Here is a 24,812-nt window from a genome sequence, read left to right as displayed (position 1 = left end):
TTAGTGAGGGGTTTTTATTATAAAAAAATAACAGGGAGCGTGGAGAATGGACAAAACAGTAATTATCACAGAGCTTAATGTTTGGAAGGAACTATTATTTAGTGGGGATATGCTACTATTGCGTATACTTTTTTTGATGACATTATTTGATGTCGTCAGTGGCATAAGTAAAGGGTTCGCTAAGAACGAATTAAGATCCCGCAGAGCATCAGAGGGACTTGCACGAAAAGCGCATATGTACTTTATCGTAATCATGGCCAACGTAATTGACCAGGTATTTAACGGCAATGGTATGGGAGTCAATGCAGTTGTCATCTTTTATATCGTTGTAGAATCACTAAGTCTAATTGAAAATGCTAAACAGCTTGGGCTGCCTATTCCTGATGTCATTACCGATAAGCTGGCTATGTTTGAAAATGGTAAAGCAGTCAAGGAGATTGTGCCTGGCGACGCAACGACAACAATTGTTAAAGATAAGAATGGCGATATCAAAGACGTTGAAGTAAAAGTGGAGAATAAATAACAGACGGCTCATTGAGTCGTCTTTTTATATGGAGGCAAGCAATGAAAACTAAACAGCAATTGTATCAGCGCTTAGATTGGTATATCGGAAAATTTATTGATCCGGACAAGAAGTATGGTTATCAGTGTGCTGACGTTCCAACTGACTTAGTACAGTGGGCCACTGGTATTACCATGACAGGTGATGCACGTAATCTGATTTATAACGACTTTAAAGAACAGGCTGAAGTGTTGGTAAATACACCGGACTTATTGCCTCAGCGGGGCGATATTCTGATTTATTCAGGCGGTCGTTTTGATAATAAATACGGTCATGTGGCCATCGTGTACAGCAATATCACTTTGCAATCATGTGTAGTAATTGAACAAAACTGGGATGGCGATGCAGATACACCTGTTGCAAAGCGTTTGGATAATTACGAAGGTTTAACACATATCATCAGAATTAAAACTACCGGAGGTAATAAGATGAAAATTATGTTAGTGAGTGGCCATGGGTATCATGATCCTGGAGCTGTAGGAAATGGAACAAATGAACGTGACTTCATTCGTGAGCAGATTGTAGACCGTGTGGCCAAGTATCTCAAAATTGCAGGTCATGATGTCACTTTATACAGTAAGAGTCAGGATATGTACCAGGACACAGCTTATGGCGAGAACAGACCTGACAGAGACAAATACGGTATCTTCTGGGTCAAGAAGCAGGGCTATGATGCAGTAATTGAGTTTCATCTGGACGCGTCTGCTAATCCGGAGGTTGACGGTGGCCATGTTGTAATTGGAGCTGGTCTTGTCCCTGATAATATTGACACGGGTATTCAGGCGGCAATTGATAAGCATGTCGATGTTGTATACAGTATCAGTAAGCGTGATGATCTAGCACATCCACGAATCGCGAAAGCGATTGGTCTGAACTATCGACTTGTTGAGTTAGGATTTATTACTAATAAAGGTGATATGGATTATATGAGGCAGCACGGTGAAGAGTTCTGTAAAGACATTGCTGATGCCATTAACGGAAAAGAAATCATTGTACCTGGAGGTCTACCACAAATTGATGAGGTGAAGACCGTCATCAAGACAGCATCACAAACAAAGACACCACCTAAGAAATCTCCATTCTCACTTAATCTATATAGAAACCGTAGACCGGAAGCATACGTAATAGGGCGTATTGACAGCAAAGGTGCTGAAGTGCGGAAACGCTCAGGCAGTCAGAAGACAGGATTTAACTTCGGCAAAAAAGCCGGATATGATTTGAAGCCTGGTGCAGTGGTCTATATTTTTGAGACTCACGATGGTTGGGGCCGAATTTATACTCATGAGTTAACTGGTCAAGGGACTAACGACTGAATCTGGCTGGAGCGTCTTGTCATTGATAAAGTGTTTAAATAATTGAATAAATAAAGCTAATTTAGTAATCTGTATGTAAGCCATTCGTTTCCCACAGATATATATAAGCCGTCTATCTCATATCGAGGTAGGCGGCTTTTTTATGTTATATTTATCTATGAGGATATACATCATGAGATAACTATCACCCCTGCAGCAGCAGGGGCTCTTCTTATAATTTTGTTAACATTGCTGACTCTAAATAGTCTAGAGGATAATGTTTTATAAGTTCGTTATTAATGTATTGTGCTTCTTTATAAACTGATTTAATATTTGATTCAAAATCTAAATTTTTATATATCGCAGTATCAATGAAATATGTTTTCAAATACAACACTCGACCTTCAATAACACTTTTACTACTTAAAATAGTGTTACTGATAACCGCATCATAATGTTTTTTTAACTTTTTATTTTCAACACCTAAACTTATCTTATCTAATTTTTCATCATAGTGTTCAATTGTATTTCTAATTTTTGAATTTGTTATTTCTTCTAAATCCGATAGCGAAATTATTTGTTTGAGATTTTCTGTACGCCTTACCCTATAGTCATAAATGTATTTTGCTTCACCTTTCGCTCTCTTACTGGGTATAAGAAGCTTACGAATATTGCCGCAATGAACAAATATACTTGAAAATGTTAAAAAAGTTGAATAGTCGACCATTATAAAATTTCTCCCCGGTTCTAAGTCTCTAACTTTATCATCAAGTTTTGGAATTACCGAGTCATATAACTTTACTATTTCTTTAGAAAGAGCGAAAAGTTCTTGAATATAATTTCCATGCATTTGTTGTTTCATTATTTCACCTCCTTTCTTAATTACTAAGCATATACAAAAAAAGACTTTTCTAACATAGCATTATATTTATTGTGTAAATAATTTTAAAACCGTCTATCTCATTGTGAGGTAGGCGGCTTTTTTTGTTTCTGCTACTATTAAGAAAAAGAATGAAGGTGACTTATGAACAATAAAAAAATGTATATGTGGCCCTTAGTTGCTATAGTATTTGTATTATCACTTTATATTTGCTGGCTATTCTACTTGTATGATAAGGATAAGCCAATTGAAGTGACAACGCTTTTTACAGGGTTTCTTACTGTTTTTGCTACTGGCTATGGTGCATATCTTGGTGCGAAGATATCAGGTGATAATTCAATAAGGTTGATGAAAGATGAATTAATTATGTCTGATCTTAATACTAAAACGAGCGCAAACATAAAATTCTTAAAAAGATTCGAAAACTCTTTGTTTGAAAAAGTATTAAAGCATCCATCAACTAAAGAGAATCATTTGGAAACCTTGAGAGATTTTGAACAATTTTTTGCTAATTTTAATACCATTCGCAGAGACTTACAAAATCTTAGAAGAGAAGATGAGGATGTCTCTATGATTATTAGATATCCTTACGAAAACATTTTACAGAAAGCTGATTTAGTTTATGAGCAACAGAAAGTTATTAACAGCCGTGAAAAAGATTTAGCGATGGAATATATTATTCAAAAGTTCAGTATCGATACAGATGAATATATAATTTCTACCGATGTGGTGTCTATGTATACTTTAACAACACTGACGGAAGATAATATACCAATATTAAATTATAAATATAAGAAAAGTAGAATAGAGGAAGTTCTTTCGTTTGATGATAATACAATAGACGAAGAACAAATCACAATTGAAAAATTATCTTCCAAGGAACTCTACAATTTTTACTATGAGAATCTCAAAGATGAATTAAGAAAATATCAAGATTTATATGAAGATTTCATTTATGAATATAATCAACTTAAGTTTAAGACTGTTAAAGATTTAACAAATTATATTAATGATTATTATTTAAATCAGTCATAGTGATTCATAGATTAAAAAAAGTTTCCACAATTGTCCACAAAATATACAATAAAGCCCGTCACTCTCTAGGAAAATGACGGACTCCATCTCCCTTTTAAGTATCTACTATCTTATAGCTAATAGAAGATATTTTTTTTTAGGTAGTAACATAAAGAGAGTATATGTTATATTGGAAAACGTGTTGCTTTTTAGCCACCTAACAATGAAGTGAAAAATGTTGGTCACAAAGTGGTCACGTTATCCTTATAAAACGCGTCAGACTGGGAATAAGTGTCGCCCTCCCAGGACGCTAACAAAAGGAAATGTGAAACTTCACATTTCCTTTTTTATTTGTCTACTGACAGCATTTCGTATAAGCTTTAGTTATTATTAAAAAACAGACAGGGGCAGAAAGATGAATAAATATGATGAACAGATTATTGTGGTTGATCGCGAATCTATATTTAGCCACGAAAAAAATGCCTTTAATGGTTTTATTTCTATAGAAGATCAGCGTGCACTTGAAATCTTTGAGACATTATCTAAATATCAGGTCAAACGTCGTGGAGACATGGAAGAAACGCCTGAGTTCAAACAGCTTATCTCTTATTGCGTACTTGAAAATCAGGAAGACGAGCTTTTAGTCTATAAACGCCTGACAGGTGGAGGAGAAGAACGTCTGCACGGTTTAAGCTCTATCGGTGTGGGCGGACATATGAATCAACTGGAAGGCGGCGATATTGAGCGCGTTCTGATTGAGAATGCCCGTCGTGAACTGGAGGAGGAAGTCGGTCTCACTGATATTCCTGACAGCGACCTTGAACTGATTGGTTTTATTAATGATGATGGGGATGAAGTAGGTCGAGTACATATCGGACTTGTCTTCAGAATCTGTGTCGACCGTCACGATGTAAGTGCTGTTGAAACAGATACACTTTCTATTCAATGGATGGTTAAAAATAGATTGATGGAAGTCCCGACATATGAAACATGGAGTCGTCTCATTATTGAAGCGATGTACATGACAGGTCATTAATGACTGAAATCATACCTTTTCCTGGTCTGCCGGATAAACTGAATCGGCAGCTGCAGACATATATTCAGAATAATGAATTTGAGCCTGCTTACGAGACGATACTCGAACTAGAGCGCCATGTTGAATTGAGTCACCAGCAGCAGCTGCAGAAACTTGAAATCCTTTACGCGCTTGAATCTTTTCTGGAACTGCGTGAAGAAGCAAGTATCCTACTGAATCAGGGCCATCCTAACTACGAAGTCACGGTCTATTATTTCCTGCTCAGTCTTTTTGAGCTGGGGCAGTATCAGACTGTGATTGAACTCATTGATTCTCTGCGCGCGGAAGAAATCGATCACCGCCTGAAGATGAAACTCCTGCCTTTATATGATCAGGCACGTCACCGCAAAAATCTGCGTGACCGCCAGGCAGCAGATGCCCTGTCAGATTTCGTTAACTGGAGCGCTGATCGTCAGGTGCATTTTATTCAGCAGCTGATAAATGAAGAAAATATGGCTTATACCGGAACTGTTCTGGAGCTGCTTAAGTCTCCTCTGCACCCTGTTGTTCAGACAGTCATCATTCAGTATATTCAGCTGGCGGGAGAAAGAGAAATCATTCAAGTTAACAAATTCGGCACCTCGGTGACCTTTCTTTCTTCTGACGTTGTCACAATAGACCGGGATTTTCTGATAGAAGATGTTCTGCCACTCGTTCTGGACTGGTTTGAGTCTAATATGCCGGACATGGCAGGTTCTGTACAAAACTGGATGGAACGTCAGGCGCTTGTTTTTTATCCGATTAATTTCGATATCGATGAGCTGACGATTGAGACGGATGTCATTGCAGACTGCTATATTTACTTCGCACTTTCGATGTTTCAAATGGAGGAGATTTATCCACTTACTCTGACGGAAGACCACGAACATGTACTGGACATCATTAAAGAAGCAGTGAAATATGAACTTTAAGACGTAGTATTGTTGTACAACACCAAGATTATGCTATAATAAATGAGTTGAAAAAATTCTGGAGGTTATCACACATGACAGCTAAATGGGAAAAACAAGAAGGGAATGTAGGCGTATTAACGGTTACTGTTCCTGCTGAAGAAGTAAAATCAGGATTAGATAAAGCATTCAAAAAAGTTGTGAAACAAGTTAATGTACCAGGTTTCCGTAAAGGTAAAATGCCTCGTCCATTATTCGAACAACGTTTCGGCGTAGAATCTTTATATCAAGATGCACTTGATTTCATCTTACCGGATGCATATGCAAATGCAGTAGAAGAAGCAGGTATCAACCCAGTTGATCGTCCTGAAATCGATATCGAACAAATGGAAAAAGATAAAGAGCTCATCTTTACAGCTAAAGTGACTGTAGAGCCGGAAGTTAAACTTGGAGACTACAAAGGTCTTGAAGTAGAAGCACAAGACACTGAATTAACAGACGAAGAATTTAAGAGTGCTTTAGATGCTGAACTTTCTCGTAAAGCTGAATTAACAGTTAAAGAAGAAGGCGAAGTAGCTGAAGGCGACGTTGTTAACTTAGACTTCGACGGTTACGTTAATGACGAGCAGTTCGAAGGCGGTAAAGCTGAAGGATACGACCTTGAAATCGGTTCAGGTCAATTCATCCCAGGTTTTGAAGAACAGTTAGTTGGCGCTAAAGTCGGCGAAGAAAAAGATGTTAACGTTAAATTCCCTGAAGAATACCATGCAGAAGAGTTAGCAGGTAAAGATGCAGTATTCAAAGTGAAAATTAACGAAATCAAAACAAAAGAAGTACCTGAACTTGATGATGAGTTAGCAAAAGAACTTGATGAGTCAGCTGAATCAGCAGATGCATTTAAAGAAAAATTCCGTACAGACTTAGCTGAACAGAAAAAAGTTCAAGCTGAAAATGTAACGAAAGAAGAACTCATCAACTTAGCGACAGAAAACGCTGAAATCGATATTCCACAAGCAATGGTTGAGACTGAACTTGGCCGTATGATGCAGGAATTCGAACAACGTATCGCACAACAAGGTCTTAACTTAGATCTTTACTACCAGTTCTCAGGTCAAACTGAAGAACAGTTAAAAGAAAGCATGTCAGAAGATGCAGCTAAACGTGTTAAAACAAACTTAACGCTTGCTGCTATTGCTAATGCTGAAAACATCGAAATCTCTGATGAAGATGTAGAAGCAGAACTGACTAACATGAGCGAACAGTTCGGTTTATCAGTAGAAGATATCCGCGCAGCTTTAGGTAATGCAGAAGTATTAAAAGACGATCTTCGCATCCAAAAAGCAATCGACGTATTAGTATCAGAATCAAAAACAAAATAAGGTTCTGACTATAAGAATAACGGAAGAGAATCTGTAGCTTTTACTACAGATTCTCTTTCAGTTTAATCATTTGCATTAGGTCAGTCACTTTAGTATATTTTTGAATAAGATAGGGGTGTAGAAATGTTTAAATTTGATGAAGATGAAAGTAATTTAAAATGTTCGTTCTGCGGCAAAGACCAGGATCAGGTCAAGAAATTAGTTGCAGGTAGCGGCGTATATATTTGTAATGAATGTATCGAACTCTGCTCGGAAATCGTAGAAGAAGAACTGCGTACGACTGAGACAGAAGAACTCACAGAAGTACCTAAACCTAAAGAGATGCTTGCACTGCTCGATGAATATGTCATCGGCCAGACAAAAGCCAAGAAAGCTCTTGCTGTAGCTGTCTACAACCACTACAAACGTATAGTGCAGCCGGCTGCGACAGAAGAAGATGCGGTGGAACTGCAGAAAAGTAATATCGCACTTATTGGTCCGACAGGTAGCGGTAAGACACTCCTTGCTCAGACACTGGCTCGTTCACTGAACGTACCGTTTGCGATTGCAGATGCTACGAGCCTGACTGAAGCAGGTTATGTAGGTGAGGATGTAGAGAATATCCTTCTCCGTCTGATTCAGGCAGCTGATTTTGATATCGAACGGGCTGAAAAAGGTATTATCTATGTCGATGAGATCGATAAGATTGCTCGTAAATCTGAGAATACATCGATTACACGTGATGTATCAGGTGAAGGTGTCCAGCAGGCACTCCTGAAAATTCTTGAAGGAACTGTCGCTTCTGTCCCGCCTCAAGGTGGACGTAAGCATCCGAACCAGGAGTTTATTCAGATTGATACGACTAATATTCTCTTCATTCTGGGTGGTGCATTTGACGGTATCGATGAAGTCATCAAACGTCGTCTCGGTGAGAAAGTGATCGGTTTCACGGGTACGAAAGAACGTGATTTCGATGAATCTACACTGCTTTCGCAGATTAAACCGGAAGATTTACAGGCTTATGGTCTGATTCCTGAGTTTATCGGTCGTATTCCAGTCGTTGCCAATCTTGAACAGCTGGATGTAGATGCGCTTAAAAACATCCTGACTCAGCCGAAAAATGCATTGGTCAAACAGTTCAAAAAAATGCTTGAACTGGACGGTGTAGAACTTGAATTCACTGACGATGCTTTAACAGCGATCAGTGAACTTGCGATTGAACGTAAAACAGGCGCACGCGGTCTGCGCTCTATTATAGAAGAGAGCATGATGGATATTATGTTTGATATTCCATCAGAAGATCAAGTGAAGAAAGTCGTCATCACTGAAGAAACGATTCGTGAATCAGTGGGACCTGAGCTTTACGACGAGAACAGCGAACGTATTAAAACAGCTTAATGGACAAGCCTCATGGGTTAAGACCTGTGGGGTTTTTTTAAAGGAGGAGCAACATGAATATCAATCCAAATAATATAGAGATTCTGATCAGTGCTGTTAAACCTGAACAGTATCCGGATACAGGCCTGCAGGAAGTCGCTCTTGCCGGCCGGTCTAATGTAGGAAAGTCATCTTTTATCAATACGATGATCAAACGAAAAAGTATGGCGAGAATTTCATCTAAACCCGGGAAGACACAGACCCTGAATTTCTTCAATATTGATGAACAGCTGATTTTTGTCGATGTACCGGGATATGGCTATGCAAAAGTTTCGAAGACTGAGCGGGAGCGCTGGGGGAAGATGATTGAAACGTATTTGACTACGCGAGAAAATCTGGCTGTTGTCATCCAGCTGGTCGATATCCGCCATGAACCTTCTCAAGACGATGTGCTGATGTATGATTTTCTGAAGCATTATGACATACCGACGATTATCATTGCGACAAAAGAAGATAAGATTCCGAAGGGTAAAGTTCAGAAGCATCTGAAAATGATCAGACAGACTTTAGAAATCGATCAGAATGATACACTGATCAGCTACTCTTCTTTATCAAAAGAAAAAAATCCGGTCATCTGGCAGGCCATTGAAAGTTATTTATAAACACATCCTGTTACAGCAGGGCTGGTTCGTGCTATAATAGGAGTAATGGCTATATTGGGGGCGACAGAAATGCATATTGTTGTAGTGAGCGTCAATCACAGAACAGCAGACGTCAGCTTACGGGAACAGCTGACTTTTTCAGAAATGAATATTGAACAGGCACATTCAGCGCTGATTAATCAGAAATCAGTGCTTGAAGGTGTCATTGTTTCGACCTGCAATCGAACAGAAGTCTATGCAGTCGTCGATCAGATTCATACAGGACGTTATTATGTGAAAGCATTCCTTGCTGAATGGTTTAATGTGTCGATTGAGACAGTCAAGAGCGTAACAAGCGTTAAAGTTGATGATGAAGCAGTGAGACACTTATATCGCGTGACAGCAGGTCTTGATTCAATTGTCTTAGGTGAAACACAGATTCTCGGACAGATTCGTGAGAGTTTCTTACTGGCGCAGAGTGAAGGAACAACAGGCACTATTTTCAATAAGTTGTTCAAGGAAGCCATCACACTGGCGAAACGTGCGCACTCTGAAACGGATATTTCTTCTAAGGCAGTATCGGTTTCATATGCGGCAGTTGAACTTTCTAAGAAAATACTGGGTTCTCTGCAAGGAAAGCGAATCCTCATTATTGGTGCCGGTGAGATGGCAGAGCTTGCGCTCGAGAATCTAGCAGGCAGTGGGGCAAAAGACATCACCGTCATGAACCGTACAGCAGAAAAAGCAGAGACTTTAGCTGGACGTTTTGGCGGCAGACATGTGCTGATGGAAGAACTTCAGTGTGCGCTTCTGGAGAATGACATTGTCATCTCTTCAACGAGTGCTCGTGATTATATTATTACAGAGGAAATGATGGCTCACGTGATGAATTTGCGTCCTTCTCATCCGCTTGTGATGATTGATATCGCCGTACCACGTGATATTGATCCGGCAGTAGGCGAGCTTGACCTTGTCTTCAACTATGATGTCGATGACTTGAAAGGTCTTGTTGATGCCAATCTTGCTGAACGCGAGAAAGCAGCAGATAAAATTACAGGCATGATTGAGACAGCGATTATCCAGTTCCTTGACTGGGTCAATATGCTCGGTGTTGTACCTGTTATTACTGCACTGCGTGAGAAAGCACTGCGCATCCAGGAGACAACGATGGACAGCATTGACCGCAAGATGCCGGACTTGTCTGACCGTGATCGTAAAGTCATCTCTAAACACATGAAGAGCATTATCAATCAGATGCTGAAAGATCCGATTCAGCAGGCCAAAGAACTCAGTGGCAGTACGAACCGTGAAGAACAGCTGCAATTTTTCCAGGAAATCTTCAACATTACGAGTGAAGTTGAAACACACAAACTCTCAGACAGTAAACCGATGCAAGGACGGCTAGAACCAGGAAATGGGTGATTAGATGTCTGAGTTACTGACAGTCAGAATTAACGAGGCAATACTTTTCAATTATATGATGAGTATTGCCTGTTATTTCATAGACTTTATAGATAAGAATAACCGCATCAAGAAAATAGGATTTACACTCCTTATCATCGTGCTGGTGCTGCAGACCTTGATGATAGGCCAGTTCTATCTGACAGCAGGACGGTTTCCAGTTCAGACGATAACAGAAGGGTTTTATTTCTTTACATGGCTGATCATTATCGCTTCGATCGTGATGTCTGAAACGACCCGGACTGAATTTTTAGGATTTATGATGAACCTTATCGGCTTTATCTTTATGGCGATTCATACCTTTCAGCCGGTGGAATATCAGTCCAATACAACGGTGTCGCACATGATGAATGAACTCTTGATGGTGCATGTGACGCTCGCTATAGCAGCTTACGTGACCTTTCTGATAGCAGCGATACAGGCAGGCCTTTATCTCTATCAGATGCGCAACCTGAAAAACAAGAAGTTCACGCAGAAATTTTTTAGAATGAGTGACCTTGCGTCTATCAGCCGTTCTGTCAATCATTTCAGTATCATCGGTTTTATTCTGCTTTTTATCTCACTGGTTCTGGGTATTCAGTGGGGACTGATACTGATTGGGCCATCTATCTGGCTGGACAGTAAGGTAGTGGGTTCGGCGCTTGTGCTATTGATTTATGGGATTTATATTTATTTCTTCACAAACAAAAAAATGAAGTTGAACAGACTGATGGAAATCAATATTATGTTCTTTCTCATCTGTATGGTCAATTATTTGATCATCAGCAGATATTCAGAGTTTCATCAGCTGATTAATTAGGAGGATTATTATGGCGAAAATCGTAGTGGGAACGAGAAGAAGTCAACTTGCTTTAACACAAAGTAAACAGTTTACAGATTCTCTGCAGGCGAAATTTCCTGACCTTGAGATTGAGTTTAAGGAAATCGTCACACAAGGTGACAAGATTGTCGATGTGCAGCTCTCTAAAGTAGGAGGAAAAGGACTGTTCGTAAAAGAAATAGAACACGCCCTTCTGAATAAAGAAATCGACATTGCGATTCACTCACTGAAAGATGTCCCAAGTGTCCTGCCAGAAGGTTTAACGCTTGGCTGTATTCCTGATCGTGAAGATCCTCGTGATGCTTTTATTTCTAAGAATCATACAAAGCTTAAAGATTTACCGGAAGGCAGTATCGTCGGTACTAGTTCACTCCGTCGCGGTGCCCAGATTCTTAACCAGTATCCACATCTGAGGATTGAATGGATACGTGGTAACATTGATACACGGTTGAAGAAGCTGAATAATGATGCATATGATGCGGTTATTCTTGCTGCAGCAGGACTCAAAAGAATGGGCTGGAGCGAGGAGACGATTACGGAATATCTTGAACCTGAAACGATGCTGCCAGCAATTGGTCAGGGCGCACTAGGGATAGAATGCCGTGCAGATGATGAATTGATACTGAACATTTTAAAAGCAGTGCATAATGACGACGTGGCACGTTGTACCCAAGTTGAACGCGATTTCCTGCGTCTGATGGATGGTAGCTGTCAGGTACCTATTGCAGGACATGCGATTGTAGAAAACGATGAAATTTACTTCAGGGGACTCATCATGTCACCGGACGGCAGACAGCGCTTCGAAAGTGAAATACGGAGTGAGAGTCTCGAATCTATCGGTGAAAAAGCTGCGGCTGAAATGCAAGAAAAAGGTGCTTATGCTATTATTGAGGCATTAAATATAGAAGGAAGTCGATAACATGAAGCCAGTTGTAGTGATGACTGATAGTGGAAAAACACAGACAGACGAAGTCGAGCTTATTCATATACCGCTTATCGGTATAGAAGTGCTCCCCGTACGAAGTGGCTATCAAACACACTATGACTGGCTTATTTTTACGAGTCGCAATGCAGTTGAGCTATTTAGTCAGCACTACAGTATCACAGCAGATAACATTGCGGCAATAGGCACTAAGACGCAATCAGCACTTGAAAATAGAGGCTATTCGGTAGACTATACACCCAGTACGTACAACCAGGAATCGTTTATCCTTGAAGCTGGGAGTCGTTTTGATGGCAAGCAAATCTGTTTACCGGTCAGTGCGAAGGCGAGACCTGCACTTTATGACTTTCTAAGCACACGTGGTCAAGTTGATCGTATTGATTTATATCAGCCGGCGCCTTCTCGTTCGGCTGCTGAACAGATTCATGCTATGATTGAAGCGCAGAAAGTAGATGTACTGACTTTTATGAGCCCTTCAGCTGTAGATGCCTACTATAGTCTATTCGCACCTGTTGATATTCCGGTTGTGGCTATCGGACCTGTGACTTTTGACAGATTGTCAGCGTACGGACAGAAGTGTGTGATGCCTGAAGAAGCGACTAAAGAGCAGATGATTACTAAAATAATTGAAATGAGGGGACAGAATGAATTTTGATCGACATAGACGTTTAAGAAGCTCGGCAGTGATGCGTGATATGGTGAGAGAAACCGCTTTATCAAAGAAAGATTTAATCTATCCTATCTTCGTTATCGAACAGGAGAATATCAGAAATGAAGTACCATCAATGCCCGGTATCTATCAGCTGAGCCTGAATATGCTGCATGAAGAACTAAGGGCAGCTTATGAAGCAGGAATCAGAGCAGTAATGTTCTTCGGGATTCCGGATGAAAAAGACGCTTGTGGGACCGGCGCTTTTATCGACGACGGTATCATCCAGAAAGCAACACGATTATCGAAGGAACTTTATCCGGAAATACTTGTACTTGCTGATACGTGCCTTTGTGAATATACAGATCATGGGCATTGTGGTGTGCTGGATGACCACGGTCATGTCCTCAATGATGAAACATTACCACTGCTCGTTAAGACAGCAGTCTCACAAGCGAAAGCAGGGGCAGATATCATTGCACCAAGCAATATGATGGATGGATTTGTTCAGGCCATCCGGGGCGGACTCGATGAAGCAGGCTTCTCTCATATTCCTATTATGAGTTACGGTATCAAATATGCATCTGCCTTTTATGGACCGTTCCGCGATGCTGCTGAAAGTACGCCAGGCCAAGGAGACCGTAAAGGTTATCAGATGGATCCCGCAAATCGTTTAGAAGCGATGCGTGAACTTGAAAGCGACCTTGCTGAAGGTTGCGATATGATGATTGTCAAACCAGCGCTCAGCTACCTCGACATTATTCGTGACGTCCGTAACAATTCCAATGTCCCTGTTATCGCCTATAATGTCAGCGGAGAATATGCGATGACTAAAGCAGCTGCTTTAAACGGCTGGATTGATGAGGAGCGCATCGTCATGGAACAGATGATTTCGATGAAGCGTGCAGGCGCAGATATGATTATTACTTATTTTGCAAAAGATATCTGTCATTATTTAGATAAAGGAGCATATTAATGAAATCACAGCAAGCATTCCAGGAAGCAGTCAAAGTAATGCCGGGCGGCGTCAACAGTCCAGTTCGTGCATTTAAAAGTGTGGATATGGACCCGATTTTCATGGATCATGGTAAAGGTTCTAAAATCTATGATATTGATGGCAAGGAATATATTGACTATGTCTTAAGCTGGGGGCCTCTTATTTTAGGTCACGCCGATGATAAAGTGACAGAAGAACTGTCAAAAGCCATTCAAAAAGGAACAAGTTTCGGAGCGCCGACAGAACTTGAAACGAAGATGGCAGAGCTGGTGATTGAACGTGTGCCTTCAATCGAGATGGTGCGTATGGTTTCAAGTGGTACAGAAGCCACCCTTGCGGCACTACGTTTAGCACGTGGGTTTACAGGACGTAATAAAATTCTTAAATTTATCGGGTGTTATCATGGACATAGCGACAGCCTGCTGATTAAAGCAGGGTCAGGCGTAGCAACACTTGGTCTTCCAGATTCTCCAGGTGTCCCTAAGGGCACAGCGGAAAATACAATTACCGTCCATTACAATGATCTAGAGGCAGTTAAGACTGCATTTGAGAAATTCGGTGATGATATCGCATGTGTCATCGTTGAGCCTGTGGCAGGTAACATGGGTGTAGTGCCACCAGTCGAAGGCTTTCTGCAAGGACTGCGCGACATCACAACTGAATATGGATCGCTGCTTATCTTTGATGAAGTGATGACAGGATTCCGCGTGGGCTACAATTGTGCACAAGGTTATTTCAATGTGACGCCGGACTTAACGTGTCTAGGTAAGGTGATTGGCGGTGGTCTGCCAGTAGGCGCTTTCGGCGGTCGTCAAGATATTATGGAGCGCATCGCACCGGCGGGAGATATTTATCAGGCGGGGACACTGAGTGGTAATCCTCTGGCTATGACAGGTGGTTATTATACCCTCAGTCAGCTCACTCCGGCGAGCTACGACCAGTTTAATCGATTAGGTGATTTACTTGAAGCCGGGCTGACAGAAGTGTTTGCAAAACACGATGTACCGATTACGATCAATCGCGCAGGCAGTATGATCGGTTACTTCCTGAATGAAGAGAGAGTCACAAATTTTGAAGTTGCAGCTAAATCAGATCTTAAACTATTTGCAGCGATGTATAAGAAAATGGCAGAGAATGGTGTTTTCTTACCACCTTCACAATTCGAAGGGATGTTCCTCTCTACACAGCACACGGCAGAAGATATTGAAAAAACTTTAGATGCCTTTGATAAAGCTTTAAGTGCCGTCAAATAAGGATTTACAGGCTGTTGTAAAATATAAAATGCATTAAATTTTAATATTTTTTCAGATTTTATGTTTATATCTCTGTTATCAGGCAATATTATTCATGTAAATAAAATTTACAAAAAAACATAACCTATGTGGAGGTAAGTCAAATGGCTAACAACAACAGAAATGACAAAGACGTTATCTATGATTCAGAACGTGATCGTCACGTAACGCACACTGCGGATAGTGCAACTAATCGCACTGGCGCAGCGGGAGACCGTGTAAAAGAAACAACAACTCGTGAAACTCGTCATGTGGCTCATGAAGAACCTAAAAAGAAAAGCCCATGGCCATGGTTAATTCCATTATTACTTCTTCTGTTAGCTATTCCATTCTTATTAAATCTTTGTAACAATGACAAAGATGATAAAAAAGAAGAGAACAAAACAGAAGAAACAACGACTGAAAATGCAACAACAGAAGAAACAACAACAGAAGCTACAACGACTGAAGAAGCAAACGCTGGTGGTTTTGACTTAGCATCAATCATCAACTTTAACTTAGTAGCATAATACTATAAAACCGTGAACATTGTTCACGGTTTTTATAATTTAATACAGTTAAAAAAATGACAGTTTCCATTTGAAACTGTCATTTATTTTAAAAGATAAAGTTAAGAAGAAGATTGAGTATAATAGTCAGGACAATAGATGCAATAATAGAAAACATGCATCCTGTTGTCCCACCGAAATATCTGATCATTTTGATGACCCCCTTTTCATTATAATGAACTATAACCCATTCTTCCATTCTTAAACAAAGGAAATGTCTGAATTGTTAATAGTAACTGTCTTTTTATCCGTGATTGTCAGTCTCCTACTAATGATTATACATATGATACTCCCGTGGCTGTTTGGCCCTATCATCACAGCCGTGACTATCACAAAACTGACTAGGCGAGAAATGAGATGGCCGAAGCCGCTTGCAGATGCAGGTCTATTTATTTTAGGTGCACAGATAGGGACGACTTTTACGTTACAGGTCCTGGCAGATATCCGAAATGATTTCTTTCATATTATACTGTGGAATATCATGATTATCGGTGCCGCTCTTCTGCTGTCACTCATCTACCGACAGATAACGCATTGCAGCTATGAGACTGCATTCTTAAGTGCAGTGCCCGGTGCACTGAGCCAGATGATTGTCATGGCAGAAGAGAATAAACGAGCAGATTTTCTAGCTGTGACACTATCACAGACGTCCCGTCTCTTATTTGTCGTGATGATGGTTCCATTTATTGCGTCGTTCAGTAAAGACGCAGTCACAGGAAATATGATGGACAGTGAATCCATTTTTCTAGTCCTGTCGTTTGACCAGCTGTTATTCATCATCAGTCTGACTGGTTTGCTCTTTATATTTCTCCGCCGTATTCATTTTCCAGTCCCTCAACTTCTGGCACCGATCATTATTATAGCAGGCTGGAATATCGCAACAGGTAACAGTTTTTCTATTCCTATTTATTTGATTGCAGCAGCACAGCTTCTTTTCGGTGTTCGGATTGGTCTGCAGCTGGTGGATTTATCCAGCAGTCTGACGTTCAGGCTTTCTTTAGGCATCGCTGTACAGAATACATTGCTTATCTTAGTGACCTTTGTAGCTGCTTTATTCATGACAGATCATCCATTTAACGATACCTTTTTAAGTCTGGCACCGGGCGGTATGGCACAGATTGCGATTGTTGCCCTTGAAACAGGCGGCAATATTGCCATGATATCCAGTTATCATATTTTCCGTATTTTTCTTATTCTACTGGTCGTTGCACCTCTGATGCAGGTAGTGCTGAAGCGATTTGACAAGATAATTTAAATCCGCTAATATAAAATTATTCAATAAGATTTCGGGAAGAGTAAGTCTGTGATGACTGGAAAGAGAGCATAGGGTTGGTGGAACTATGCAGCATCTACGACTGAAGGTAGCCCGCATATGGCCTTATACTGAACGTTAGTAAGTATAAGCGTGTACGAGCGTTAATCGTTTGAGTGCAGCTCCGGCTGAATTTAGGTGGTACCACGAGATTATTCCCGTCCTATTCTTATAGGGCGGTTTTTTTATTGAGTAAAATTAATTACTGGAGGTATTTTGATGGATACTAAATATAATCCGAAGTTAGTTGAAGAAGGACGTTATCAAAAATGGCTCGATGCTGAGCTTTTCAAAGCAGAAGATAATGATGACAAGGAACCGTTTACGATTGTGATTCCACCACCGAACGTTACAGGTAAGCTGCATATCGGCCATGCATGGGACACGACATTACAGGATATTATTACCCGTATGAAACGTATGCAGGGCTATAACACGCTTTATCTGCCAGGGATGGACCACGCAGGAATCGCGACACAGGCAAAAGTAGAGGCAAAGTTACGTGAAGAAGGCATTAGCCGTCACGACATCGGCCGCGCGAAATTCCTGGAGCATACGATGGCGTGGAAAGAAGAATATGCTGAGACTATCCGTGCACAGTGGGCGAAGATGGGGCTTGGTTTAGACTATTCACGTGAACGTTTCACACTTGACGAAGGCTTAAGCGATGCCGTTAAACGAGTATTCGTCGATATGTACAATAAGGGACTGATTTACCGCGGCGAACGTATTATCAACTGGGATCCTGCAGCACGTACAGCACTCAGTGATATCGAAGTGGTCCATGAAGAAGTCGAAGGTGCATTCTATCATATGAACTATCCGCTGACAGACGGATCTGGCATGATTGAGATTGCGACAACTCGTCCAGAGACGATGCTCGGTGATACAGCAGTCGTCGTTCATCCTGAAGACGCGCGCTACAAAAAGATGATCGGTAAAACAGTGCTGCTGCCTATTTTAGAACGCGAGATTCCGATTATCGGTGATGATTACGTTGATATGGACTTCGGTACAGGTGCGATGAAAGTAACACCTGCACATGACCCGAATGACTTTGAGATCGGGAGCCGTCACGACCTGCCTCGTATCAATGTGATGAATGAAGACGGTACGATGAATGACCAAGCAGGTAAATATGCGGGACTTGATCGCTTTGACTGCCGTAAACAGCTTGTTAAGGACCTTGAAGACAGTGGCGTCATGGTTAAAATTGAAAAACACGTCCATCAGGTGGGTCACTCAGAACGTAGCGGCGCAGTTGTAGAGCCTTATCTGTCTACACAATGGTTCGTCAAGATGGCACCACTTGCTGAACAGTCACTGGACAATCAGAAGACGGATGACCGCATTGATTTCGTTCCACCACGTTTTGAGAATACCTTTAACCGCTGGATGGAAGGCATCCATGACTGGTGTATCTCTCGCCAGCTCTGGTGGGGTCATCAGATTCCTGCCTGGTACCATAAGGAAACGGGTGAAGTATACGTCGGTGAAACAGCACCTGAAGACAGTGACAACTGGACACAGGATGAAGATGTACTGGATACTTGGTTCTCTAGTGCGCTCTGGCCATTTTCAACGCTTGGCTGGCCGGATACAGAAGCAGCAGACTTCAAGCGCTTCTATCCGACAAATGTTCTTGTCACAGGCTATGATATTATCTTCTTCTGGGTAGCCCGTATGATCTTCCAGGGACTTGAATTCACAGAGCGTCGTCCGTTCAACGAAGTACTGATCCACGGTTTAGTACGTGCTGAAGACGGCCGTAAGATGAGTAAATCTCTTGGCAACGGTGTAGATCCGATGGATGTTATCGACCAGTACGGTGCCGATGCACTACGTTACTTCCTGGCAACGGGTTCAACACCTGGACAGGATTTACGTTACTCAACAGAGAAAGTGGAAGCAAACTGGAACTTTATTAATAAAATCTGGAATGCTTCTCGTTTCAGCCTGATGAATATTGGTGACGACTTCACGGTAGAAGATATTAACCTGGATGGCAAAAAATCAGTAGCGGATAAATGGATTCTGACGCGTCTGAATGAAACAATCGAAGAAGTGACACGTCTTGCGGATAAATATGAGTTCGGTGAAGTTGGACGTAGTCTTTACAACTTTATCTGGGATGATTTCTGTGACTGGTATATTGAGATGAGTAAGATTCCGATGAACGGTGATGACGCGGAAGCGAAGCAGATGACCCGTTCAGTCCTTGCCTATACACTTGACCAGATCATGCGTATGATGCATCCATTCATGCCGTTTGTCACAGAAGCCATCTGGCAGAACTTACCACACGAAGGCGAATCAATCGTGACAGCTAGCTGGCCGGTTGTTCTTCCTGAACTGACAGACGCCGCTTCTAAGCATGAGATGGAGCAGCTGATGGAGATTATCCGTGCTGTTCGTACGTCACGCAGTGAAGTGAATACGCCGATGTCTAAGGAAATCCCGATGCTGATCAAAGCAAATAATGAAGAACATCTGAACAACATCGATGCGAACCGTCACTATCTTGAGCGCTTCTGTAATCCATCTTCTCTTGAAATTGCGCTGTCACCAGATGTACCTGAAAAAGCGATGACGACTGCTGTTTACGGTGCAGAAGTGATTCTGCCGCTTGAAGGCTTAATCGATATGGATAAAGAACGTGAACGTCTGAATAAAGAACTTGAAAAATGGCAGAAAGAACTGGACCGTGTCAACGGTAAACTTGCAAATGAGAAGTTCGTGTCAAAAGCACCTGAGAAAGTCATCAATGAAGAAAAAGAAAAGCAGGCCCTTTATACAGAGCGCTATAATGCAGTGAAAGAAAGACTTGAACAGTTGAAAGCGTAGGGATGACGATGGACTATTTAGAGAGTTTATACTGGATACATGAACGAACAAAGTTTGGCATTAAACCAGGTGTCAGACGTATGGAATGGATGCTTGAGCGCATGGGTAACCCTGAGAAAAATATCAGGGGTATCCATGTTGTCGGCACGAATGGTAAAGGATCGACAGTCAGCTATCTGAAAAATGCGCTGATGGCAAACGGTTACGAAGTCGGTACGTTCACTTCACCGTATATTGAAACATTTAATGAAAGAATTAGTCTGAACGGCAATCCTATTACAGATGACGAGATTGTAACACTTGTTGAAAAAGTGAAACCGGTCAGTGAAGCGTTAGTAGAAGAAACAGATTTAGGCCCGGCAACAGAATTTGAAGTCATGACCATGATGATGTTTGTTTATTTCGGCGAAGTCCATCCGGTCGATTTTACTGTGATAGAAGCGGGTCTCGGCGCGAAACATGATTCAACGAATGTCTTTATGCCGATCATGACCATTCTGACAAGTATCGGGCTTGATCATACCAATATTATGGGTGATACTTATCTGGATATTGCACGTGAAAAAGCAGGTGTCATTAAACCGGGCGTCACACTCGTCTATGCGATTAAAAATGCTGATGCGAAACAATATGTCAACGAGGCAGTCGCAGAAGCAGGAGCAAAAGGTATCAAACTGGACCGGGATATCCAGTGTGTTTCGTCAGGTGAAGAATTCACTTTCCGTTATAAAGAGTATGAATTAGAAGACATCCGTCTGAAAATGCTGGGTCATCACCAGCAGGAAAATGCATCACTTGCAATAGCGGCGCTTATCGATATGTATGAACAGGAGATGCTGCATCTCGATTTCAATAGAATGATATCTGCAATTGAAGAGACAACATGGACTGGACGAATTGAAACGATTCAGGAAGAGCCGACTATTATTCTTGATGGTGCACATAACCGCGAATCAATTGATGTACTTGTTGATACGATGAAACAGCACTACAGTGACCGAAAAATTGATGTATTGTTTTCGGCGATTGACGGAAAACCGATTGGCAGTATGCTCTATTCATTAGAAGAGATAGCAGATAAGTTCTACGTCACTGAATTCGATTTCCCGAAAGCACTGCCGGTCGATACAATCTATGAATCTGTTGAACATGATCAGAAGATGAAGATTAAGGAATACGGTGAATTCATCAAACATTACAACGGCGATCTGTTACTTGTGACAGGCAGTCTTTACTTTATCAGTGCAGTCAAAGCATATCTAAAAAAATAAAGCGTTATTCATACCAGGCATTTGCCTGGTATTTTTTTGCTTTATATTATTTAAATATTCAGAATTAGGGAAAGTGAAAAGTAGAAGAGACAAAGGGGTTGGTTTTTGAAATGAAAAAAAGTTTGAAGATGCCACACACATATGCACTATTATTATTTTTAGTCGCTTTTGCCTGTGTCATGACCTATATCATTCCAGCAGGTATTTATGACAGGGAAGATGTGGACGGTAGAAAGCAGGTCATTAATGATTCATACCATCACGTCGCTCAGCAGCCGGTGAGTCCGATAGAGATCTTTAGAGCAGTACCGACTGGCCTAGTAGAAGCAGCTGAGATTGTATTCTATATCTTTTTAGTCGGGGGGGCATTCGGTATTATACATAGAACAGGTGCCATCAATGCAGGCGTAGGCGCCATGATGGAGAAAGTCGGCAAAAAGGGGAATATGCTGATACCTGTCACAATGATTGTCTTCAGTATACTGGGCTTTTCGATAGGGCTGAGCGAGGAAGCGATCGTCTTTGTACCGATTGGGATTTTGCTTGCCAAAGCACTCGGATATGATGCGATGGTTGGAACCGCTATGATTATACTCGGCAGCGGTATCGGTTTCCTAGGTGGCATGATCAATCCGTTTACGGTAGGGATTGCCCAGAAGATAGCGGAGATACCGTTATTCTCAGGGATTATTTTTAGAACAATTGTCTATCTCATTGTCTTGTTAACAGGCATTCTGTATGTGCTGAATTATGCAAAGAAAGTGAAAAAAGATAAAAAACACAGCTTGATTGCTGCAGACATGCGTGCCGCAAATGATGCCCGCTTTGAAGAGCAGATTAAAGGAATTGATTCATTTACAATGAGACATGCGCTCATTCTGTTATGTCTGGCCATTGCTGTAATAATCAATGTATACGGCATCTTTAAGTTCGACTGGTTCTTAATGCAGATGAGTGCAAATTTCCTGATCATGGGCATTATCGCTGGACTCATTGGTGGACTTGGATTGAACGGAACATTTGATGCATTGATAGAAGGCATGAAAGATATTCTGTACGGTGCAATTATCGTAGGATTTGCGAGAGCAATTGTCTTAGTGCTGGAATCAGGAAAAATCATCGATACAATTGTACATCATATGACAGCGGTTATTGATCACTTACCTGCAGCTTTTTCAGTTATAGCAATGTTTGTGACACAGCTGTTCCTGAACTTCTTTATACCATCTGGATCAGGACAGGCCATGACGACGATGCCGATTATGGTACCTGTGTCAGACTTGCTAGGTATTAATCGACAGCTGGCTGTACTCGCCTTCCAGTACGGCGATGCTATCAGTAATAATATCATTCCAACATCAGCTTCGCTTATGGGTGCACTCGCAGTTGCACGTATTCCATATACGACCTGGATTAAGTTTGTGTGGATGATTATTGCTATATGGGCGGTTATCTGTATCGGGGCCATGATTATTTATATGAATATATAAGTAGAGACCGGAGACTATAAAATCTTCGGTTTTTTGTGGTGAGTGCGAGAAGCTTTGAAACATATGGATGAGCAAAGTCCCGCAAAGTGGATTTGCGGGACGATACGTAGGAGAAAACAGAGCAAGAGAGCGAGTAAAGTCCAGCAAAGTGGATTTGCGGAACGATACGTAGGAGAAAAAGTAGCAGGTAGTGAACAAAGTCTAGCAAAGTAGATTAGCTAGACTTTGCTTTTATAAAACAACTAACTTTTTATAAAAGATAGTTGTTTTTTCTCTTATAATGTACTATAGTAGATTACAAGATAGCTATCTATATTTTTTTGACTAACTATCTTATAAAATAAGATAGTTAACAGGGGGTGCTGATTCTTGGCGGTGCATGATCAGATGATGAAAGGGTTGCTTGATGGAGCTATTCTGGGGTTGATTGCGCAAGGTGAAACTTATGGTTATGAGATTATGGAGCGCTTGAAGGAGAATGATTTTCCTGAAATCAGCGATGGAAGTATTTATCCAGTTCTATTGCGTCTGGATAAGAAGCAGTATGTCAGTACGCGCATGGTAAAGTCAGATAATGGAGGTCCGAAGCGGAAATACTATACCATCACAGCAAGTGGGATGGAGCAGCTTACAGTTTTTAAACAGAAGTGGACAGATTTGAATCATGGTATGAATAATTTAATGAGGAGTGTGGAAGATGTTGAGTAAGAAATCAGAACAGTTTTTAAATAGTGTCAGAATGGAACTAATGAAGCGCGGTAAGAAAGATGAAGATATAGAAGCGGTAACTGAAGAACTCAGAGATCATCTGACTCAGGCCGAAAAACGCGGTGAAAGTGTAGACAGTATTACAGGCGGCTCTCCTGAAGCATATATCAATTCTATCTCAAAGGAAATGCCATTTGACAATTCCTTTATCAAAACAATTATCGGTGCATTATTTGCGATTTTAGGGTTCTTTACAATCCCAAGACTTATTGCAGGACAATTTGATATGTCAGTCGAAAGAATTATTTTTTATGGCTTATTAGTCGTTATTCTGTTGCCGATTGAATTCTGGTTGCTCATGACTATGTTAAAAAAATATGACCATTCAAAGAAGGGCTATTTCGCACCTCTCATCATCGCATTAATAGGTTTTGCTATTATTTTAGCAGGTGAGTTTTATCTTCGTGCCAACGAAGGAGCTTCAATCATCAACTTAGATATTCATATGAGTTTATGGATAGGTTTAATTCTTCTATTATTATTCATTGGTTTCTGTGTCATGTACAAATCCTGGTTTTATATCGGGGTCATGGTATACCTTGTATTACCTGACTTAGTTGCAAGATTATTTACAGATAAACCAGCTGATAGTAAAGAATTCGTCAATATCTCATCATCCATCTTTCTTATGTTAAGCGTAGTGGCTTTAGTAGGAGCGATGGCATTTTATTCAAGATTTAAAAAAAGTAGAAGATAAGAAACGAACCCTCTGCATAATCAAATGCTGAGGGTTTTTTAATGTTTGGATAGCTTTTCAAAATGAATAAAGTTATATTGAATTAAACAGTTTTTTACAAGTGGACTGAAAGATAGAATACCAAAAAACATTAGGGAGAAGTTACTATGTCACATTCAGCTATTCTGTTACGGATTTTAAAAGATCTTGTAGAAGGCCGTATTTCGACTAAAATATTCGTAGATTATTATTACGATATATACAATTTTATGGCTGATGAGGATGATTTTACATTATATCAGGCAGCACTCTTTAAGGAACTTGATGATTTAGTCACGTTTTATATAGCTCCTGACGAAGTTCCAGAGTATCCATATTTAAATGATGACATAAAAGTGCTCAGTGAAGCGAAAGAGATTCTGAAAAGATTGGAAGAAGAATATCAATACTAAAACTAAAGGTGATAGACATGGCAAATAATCATTCGTTAATTGCAGTTGACCTCAATCGCATTTTCGATAACTATGAATCGTCTACACTTAGTTGGACAATTTCTATGTGAATAGATATTGTTAATCTAAGAAAGTAGGCGATTTATTTATGTCACGTGAAAGAAGAAGTTTCAGTCCAGAATTCAAATTACAGATGGTCA

General features: G+C 40.7%; 23 protein-coding genes and 1 other annotated feature. Of the genes, 22 read left to right on the top strand and 1 reads right to left on the bottom strand.

What is annotated here, in order from left to right; genetic code table 11:
* Window positions 1–46: 46 nt before the first annotated feature.
* Both ERX27_RS07425 and ERX27_RS07420 read left to right on the top strand, forming a co-directional pair.
* Entirely contained in the window at window positions 47–523 is a 477-nt protein-coding gene (locus ERX27_RS07425) for a phage holin family protein (RefSeq protein ID WP_133432205.1), read from the top strand.
* 41 nt (window positions 524–564) lie between these two features.
* Window positions 565–1,875: an N-acetylmuramoyl-L-alanine amidase gene (locus tag ERX27_RS07420; RefSeq protein WP_133432204.1), complete on the top strand. Its 1,311-nt coding sequence runs from the start codon at window positions 565–567 to the stop codon at window positions 1,873–1,875.
* Between the two features lie 211 nt (window positions 1,876–2,086).
* On the opposite strand, the gene ERX27_RS07415 is transcribed toward ERX27_RS07420, so the two are convergent.
* The gene (locus ERX27_RS07415) at window positions 2,087–2,716 is read right to left on the bottom strand and encodes a hypothetical protein (RefSeq protein WP_133432203.1); all 630 of its coding nucleotides are present in this window, start codon (window positions 2,714–2,716) and stop codon (window positions 2,087–2,089) included.
* A 162-nt stretch (window positions 2,717–2,878) separates the two neighbouring features.
* Between ERX27_RS07415 and ERX27_RS07410 the strand changes: the two genes are divergently transcribed.
* The 20 genes from ERX27_RS07410 (at window position 2,879) to ERX27_RS07315 (ending at window position 24,612) form a co-directional block, all read left to right on the top strand.
* Window positions 2,879–3,769, top strand: a complete 891-nt coding sequence (locus ERX27_RS07410) for a hypothetical protein (protein ID WP_133432202.1) — start codon at window positions 2,879–2,881, stop codon at window positions 3,767–3,769.
* Between the two features lie 394 nt (window positions 3,770–4,163).
* A complete protein-coding gene (locus tag ERX27_RS07405; RefSeq protein ID WP_133432201.1) occupies window positions 4,164–4,784 on the top strand; it encodes an NUDIX domain-containing protein in 621 nt (206 codons plus the stop codon).
* Window positions 4,784–5,734, top strand: a complete 951-nt coding sequence (locus tag ERX27_RS07400) for a hypothetical protein (RefSeq protein ID WP_133432200.1) — start codon at window positions 4,784–4,786, stop codon at window positions 5,732–5,734. Before ERX27_RS07405 ends, ERX27_RS07400 begins: the two co-directional genes overlap by 1 nt.
* 74 nt (window positions 5,735–5,808) lie before the next feature.
* Window positions 5,809–7,092, top strand: coding sequence for a trigger factor (tig, locus tag ERX27_RS07395; RefSeq protein WP_133432199.1), 1,284 nt, complete (start codon window positions 5,809–5,811; stop codon window positions 7,090–7,092).
* 123 nt (window positions 7,093–7,215) lie between these two features.
* The gene (gene clpX, locus ERX27_RS07390; RefSeq protein ID WP_133432198.1) at window positions 7,216–8,469 is read left to right on the top strand and encodes an ATP-dependent Clp protease ATP-binding subunit ClpX; all 1,254 of its coding nucleotides are present in this window, start codon (window positions 7,216–7,218) and stop codon (window positions 8,467–8,469) included.
* A gap of 53 nt (window positions 8,470–8,522) precedes the next feature.
* On the top strand, window positions 8,523–9,110 hold the full coding sequence (gene yihA / locus ERX27_RS07385; RefSeq protein ID WP_133432197.1) for a ribosome biogenesis GTP-binding protein YihA/YsxC: 588 nt from the start codon (window positions 8,523–8,525) through the stop codon (window positions 9,108–9,110).
* A gap of 69 nt (window positions 9,111–9,179) precedes the next feature.
* Complete coding sequence (gene hemA, locus ERX27_RS07380; protein ID WP_133432196.1) at window positions 9,180–10,511, top strand: glutamyl-tRNA reductase; 1,332 nt, start codon at window positions 9,180–9,182, stop codon at window positions 10,509–10,511.
* A gap of 4 nt (window positions 10,512–10,515) precedes the next feature.
* On the top strand, window positions 10,516–11,349 hold the full coding sequence (locus ERX27_RS07375; protein ID WP_133432195.1) for a cytochrome C assembly family protein: 834 nt from the start codon (window positions 10,516–10,518) through the stop codon (window positions 11,347–11,349).
* Window positions 11,350–11,359: 10 nt separating this feature from the next.
* On the top strand, window positions 11,360–12,289 hold the full coding sequence (hemC, locus tag ERX27_RS07370) for a hydroxymethylbilane synthase (protein WP_133432194.1): 930 nt from the start codon (window positions 11,360–11,362) through the stop codon (window positions 12,287–12,289).
* A 1-nt stretch (window position 12,290) separates the two neighbouring features.
* Entirely contained in the window at window positions 12,291–12,968 is a 678-nt protein-coding gene (locus tag ERX27_RS07365; RefSeq protein WP_133432193.1) for a uroporphyrinogen-III synthase, read from the top strand.
* Complete coding sequence (gene hemB, locus ERX27_RS07360; protein WP_133432192.1) at window positions 12,958–13,938, top strand: porphobilinogen synthase; 981 nt, start codon at window positions 12,958–12,960, stop codon at window positions 13,936–13,938. Before ERX27_RS07365 ends, hemB begins: the two co-directional genes overlap by 11 nt.
* Window positions 13,938–15,212, top strand: coding sequence for a glutamate-1-semialdehyde 2,1-aminomutase (hemL, locus tag ERX27_RS07355; protein WP_133432191.1), 1,275 nt, complete (start codon window positions 13,938–13,940; stop codon window positions 15,210–15,212). Before hemB ends, hemL begins: the two co-directional genes overlap by 1 nt.
* A 143-nt stretch (window positions 15,213–15,355) precedes the next feature.
* Window positions 15,356–15,760 (top strand): hypothetical protein, encoded by a 405-nt coding sequence (locus ERX27_RS07350; protein ID WP_133432190.1) that lies wholly within the window; start codon window positions 15,356–15,358, stop codon window positions 15,758–15,760.
* Between the two features lie 253 nt (window positions 15,761–16,013).
* The gene (locus ERX27_RS07345; RefSeq protein ID WP_133432189.1) at window positions 16,014–17,054 is read left to right on the top strand and encodes an AbrB family transcriptional regulator; all 1,041 of its coding nucleotides are present in this window, start codon (window positions 16,014–16,016) and stop codon (window positions 17,052–17,054) included.
* Window positions 17,055–17,076: 22 nt separating this feature from the next.
* Window positions 17,077–17,280, top strand: a binding site (T-box leader).
* A gap of 44 nt (window positions 17,281–17,324) precedes the next feature.
* The gene (locus ERX27_RS07340) at window positions 17,325–19,955 is read left to right on the top strand and encodes a valine--tRNA ligase (RefSeq protein WP_133432188.1); all 2,631 of its coding nucleotides are present in this window, start codon (window positions 17,325–17,327) and stop codon (window positions 19,953–19,955) included.
* Between the two features lie 8 nt (window positions 19,956–19,963).
* Entirely contained in the window at window positions 19,964–21,226 is a 1,263-nt protein-coding gene (locus ERX27_RS07335; RefSeq protein ID WP_133432187.1) for a bifunctional folylpolyglutamate synthase/dihydrofolate synthase, read from the top strand.
* 110 nt (window positions 21,227–21,336) lie between these two features.
* A complete protein-coding gene (locus ERX27_RS07330; RefSeq protein WP_133432186.1) occupies window positions 21,337–22,716 on the top strand; it encodes a YfcC family protein in 1,380 nt (459 codons plus the stop codon).
* A 369-nt stretch (window positions 22,717–23,085) separates the two neighbouring features.
* A complete protein-coding gene (locus ERX27_RS07325) occupies window positions 23,086–23,424 on the top strand; it encodes a PadR family transcriptional regulator (protein WP_133432185.1) in 339 nt (112 codons plus the stop codon).
* Window positions 23,414–24,181 carry a DUF1129 family protein gene (locus tag ERX27_RS07320; RefSeq protein WP_133432184.1) on the top strand — a complete coding sequence of 256 codons (768 nt, stop codon included), beginning with the start codon at window positions 23,414–23,416 and terminating at the stop codon, window positions 24,179–24,181. The genes ERX27_RS07325 and ERX27_RS07320 overlap by 11 nt, the downstream gene beginning before the upstream one ends.
* Window positions 24,182–24,327: 146 nt before the next feature.
* Entirely contained in the window at window positions 24,328–24,612 is a 285-nt protein-coding gene (locus tag ERX27_RS07315) for a hypothetical protein (protein ID WP_133432183.1), read from the top strand.
* The last annotated feature ends 200 nt before the right edge of the window (window positions 24,613–24,812 follow it).

The sequence above is a fragment of the Macrococcus brunensis genome, from assembly GCF_004359615.1.
In the GTDB taxonomy this organism is placed as follows: Bacteria; Bacillota; Bacilli; order Staphylococcales; family Staphylococcaceae; genus Macrococcus; species Macrococcus brunensis.
The sequence above is the reverse complement of the archived record's forward strand: the minus strand, read 5'-3'. Positions and strand labels throughout refer to the sequence as shown.